The organism is Rhizomicrobium sp. (genome assembly GCF_056722145.1).
In genome coordinates this window covers 1-2,462 of record NZ_JBWZET010000191.1, presented here as the reverse complement: position 1 = coordinate 2,462, position 2,462 = coordinate 1, and the positions used below count along the sequence as shown (strand labels likewise).

Sequence of the window (2,462 nt, the reverse complement as noted above, 5' to 3'; positions counted from 1 at the left end):
ATATCGGGCCTCGGCGACGGGCTGTTTCGCAACGACACGCGCATCCTCTCCTATCTGCAGCTTCGCGCCGGCGGCATGAAGCCGGTGGTGCTCAACACCGCGCGGTCGAAGGACAATGTTTTTCTCACCGCCCACATGGTCAACCGGCCGCTCGGCGGCCCACAGGAAACCGGCAGCGTCCATATCGAGCGCACCAAGCTCCTCTGGAGCGGTACGCTCTACGAACGCCTGGTGCTCACCAATTTCGGCAACACCGAGACCGAACTGCCGCTGATGCTGCGCTTCGCCGCCGACTTCGCCGATATTTTCGAAGTACGCGGCACGGCGCGCGGCCGTCACGGCGCCTTGCAACGCCGCCAGAACGGCGACGATCAGGTGCTGCTCATCTACGACGGCCTCGATCATGTCGTGCGCACCACGTCGGTGTCGTTTTCCGAACCGCCGCAGCGCCTGACGATCGACGAAGCCCATTTCCTTCTGCCTATGAAGCCGCGCGAACGGCGCACGCTGTATGTCGAATACGGCGTCGACCGCAGCGTGCGGCCCGATCGTGATCGCTGGCGCACCGCGGCGGCGGCGGCATGCAATGCGATGCGGGTCAACACCCGGCGCGGCGGCCGCCTGAAATCCTCGGGCCTCAGGTTCAACGACTGGATCGAACGCTCGCGCAACGACATCGCGCTCCTCACCACCGAAATGGAAACCGGTCCGTTTCCTTATGCCGGCATTCCCTGGTTCTCCACCGCGTTCGGCCGCGATTCCATCATCTGTGCGCTGCAGACCTTGTGGCTCGATCCGATGCTGGCGCGCGGCGTGCTGCGCTTTCTCGCCCGCAACCAGGCGACCGAAACCTCGTCGTTCCAGGATTCCGAACCCGGCAAGATCATGCACGAAACCCGCAAGGGCGAAATGACCGCGCTGAACGAATTGCCGTTCGGACTGTATTATGGCGGCGTCGACACCACGCCGCTGTTTCTGGTGCTGGTGTCGGCCTATGCCGAACGCACCGGCGATCTCGCCACCGTGGATGCGCTGTGGCCGAGCGTGGAAGCGGCGCTCGGTTGGATCGAAGAAGTGCAGGGTCGCTTCGGCAATGGGCTGCTGTCCTATCAACGCGGCGAAAAATCCGGTCTCGCCAATCAGGGCTGGAAGGATTCCGAGGATTCCATTTTCCACGCCGACGGAACGATGGCGGAAGGCCCGATCGCGCTCATTGAAGTTCAAGGCTATGCCTACGCCGCCTTCCGCGGCATGGCGCGGCTGGCGGAGCGGCGCGGCGAACGTGATGCGGCGGCCAACTGGAACCGGCGCGCCGAAGATTTGCGCCAGATCGTCGAAACCCGCTTCTGGAGCGACAAGCTTGGCACCTATGGCATTGCGCTCGACGGTCAGGAGCGGCTGTGCGAGGTCAGGACCTCCAATCCCGGTCATCTGCTCTACAGCGGCTTGCCCGAATTCGCGCGCGCCAAAAAAGTGGCGGCCGGGTTTCTGACGCCGGCTTTCGATAGCGGCTGGGGCATTCGCACCCTCGCCAGCACCGAAGCCAATTTCAATCCGATGTCGTATCACAACGGCTCGGTATGGCCGCACGACACCGGGATGTGCGTCGCCGGCATGGCGCGGTATGGCGAACGCGCCGCCTGCGTGCGCATCCTCAACCAGATGTTCGAAGCCGCCGGCCATTTCGGCATGCAGCTGCCGGAACTGTTCTGCGGTTTCGCGCGCCGGCCGGGCGAACCGCCGGTGCATTATCCCGTCGCCTGCCTGCCGCAGGCCTGGGCCGCTGGCGCCCCGTTCATGCTGCTGCAAGCCTGCCTCGGCGTGCAGGTCGACGGCTGGGCGCGAGCGGTGACGGTGGAGCGCCCGTGGCTGCCGCCGCACGTCAACAAGCTGTCGATGTCCAACATCGCCGTCGGCGATCAGACCATCACGCTGAAATTCGAACGCCTCGCCGGGCATGTGGTGGTGTCATCAGACGCCGCAGAACACCACGACGTGCCGGTGACGCTGAGGCTGTGAGAGCAACAAAAAACCGCCTCGCGGCGGTCCAGCTACAATTCATCGGATATACGAGAAATGGGGAAACCTCCCGCGCGCTTCAAGGGGAGTTTTTGGGGTGCGACAAACTGAACAAAACGGGTCTAAATCAGGGGGTTGGGATTTGAGGGGGTGAGAGTGCGTGGCGGTCTTGCTGTTCTGTCGCAGGCCCCCCTCCGTCGCCTGCGGCGACACCTCCCCCGCTATCCAGGCTTTGGTCCCAGGCTTTGAGGGAGGAGAACCGCGGGGGAGGAAAGGGTGGGGGCAAACAAAAACGGCGGACCCTGCGGTCCGCCGTTTGGTATTTTAAGTCTGACAGCCGGCTCAGGCGGTCGCGAAGTCTTGGATTTCGACTTGCGGCGCCAGCTGGTTGACGACGTCCGGCGAGGCCAGACCCGTGCCGGGGGAGAGCAGGGCGGCGCAAC

The 2,462-nt window shown here is 64.2% G+C and carries 1 protein-coding gene; it reads left to right on the top strand.

Translation table 11 applies throughout. The features are described from left to right. The coding region (locus tag AC1P6P_RS10050; protein ID WP_481402307.1) for an amylo-alpha-1,6-glucosidase at window positions 1-2,019 on the top strand (2,019 nt) is incomplete at its 5' end. Window positions 2,020-2,462 lie beyond the last annotated feature (443 nt).